Source organism: Clostridium sp., from assembly GCF_029267215.1.
Lineage (GTDB): Bacteria > Bacillota > Clostridia > Clostridiales > Clostridiaceae > Sarcina.
In genome coordinates this window covers 1-1,110 of the sequence record NZ_JARIDH010000048.1, presented here as the reverse complement: position 1 = coordinate 1,110, position 1,110 = coordinate 1, and the positions used below count along the sequence as shown (strand labels likewise).

Annotated in this window: 2 pseudogenes; both read left to right on the top strand. The window is 21.5% G+C overall.

The window, feature by feature from the left end:
• Positions 1-263 (top strand): annotated as a pseudogene (locus tag Q1K13_RS09395) (glutamate decarboxylase); the annotation flags it as partial.
• Positions 264-854: 591 nt separating this feature from the next.
• Positions 855-1,110 (top strand): annotated as a pseudogene (locus Q1K13_RS09390) (glutamate decarboxylase); the annotation flags it as partial.

The following is a 1,110-nucleotide window of genomic DNA, read 5'->3' as shown; positions in this document are numbered from 1 at the left end:
AATTAAAAGATGATGCTAATGTAGAGTGGACATTATATGATTTAGCAGATAGATTATTAATGAAAGGATGGCAGGTACCAGCTTATCCATTACCAGCAGATTTACAAGATGTAATAATTCAAAGATTCGTTTGTCGTTCAGATTTAAGTAGAAACTTAGCAGAGTTATTAGTAAGAGATATAAAAACTGCAATAAATGATTTAAATAATGCTAGATTTTTAAATAAAGAAGCTAAAAAAGGTGTTCAAGGATTTACTCACTAATTTTATTAAAAACACATTTAAAGTATTATGCTTTAAATGTGTTTTTATTATTTATTATAGTAAAAATGGATAGTATAAATTTAAAAAGATTTTTTATTGGATACAGGAATAATAAAATATTAATATTGAAATTATATATAGGAATGACAAAATTAATGTGTGTTAACTAAATGTTAATAATTAATAGGTTTAGCAATAAGTTAATTATTTTATATATTTATAAGAAAATATTAAAAAAAATATATTCAATTATCACATGTGATTAAAAATGCTTTTATTATTAACAAAATATTAATAATAAATTGGAAATTTTAATAAATTTTTATTAAAATGCTTATTGATATAATTTATAAAGAAAAAAGAAGAAAAATTAATTATTAAAGAGAATTAAGGAGAATTAGGGAGAATTATACATTAAAAAGCAAATATTAACAAAATGTAACTAAATTAAGAAATTTAATAAAATAAGAAAATGAGTTATCATATAAACATAATAAGAAATGATTAAATTAAAAATTAATCTTAATTTCTTAAATAAAATTTTCAAGAAATTAAGAATGATTTTTAGTTTATATTTAGGAGGTTTTTGAAATGCTTTTTGGAAAAAATAATAAATTAGGTCAAGAGTATGACACACCTATTTTTGGAACAGTTGAGAGTAATGAGGCTATTCCAAAATATAAACTAGGAGAAAAATCAATATCTCCTCAAGTTGCCTACAGATTAATAAAAGATGATTTACTAGATGAGGGTAATGCACGTCAAAACTTAGCAACATTTTGTCAAACATATATGGATGATGAGGCAGTTAAGTTAATGTCAGAAACTTTAGAGAAAAATGCTATAG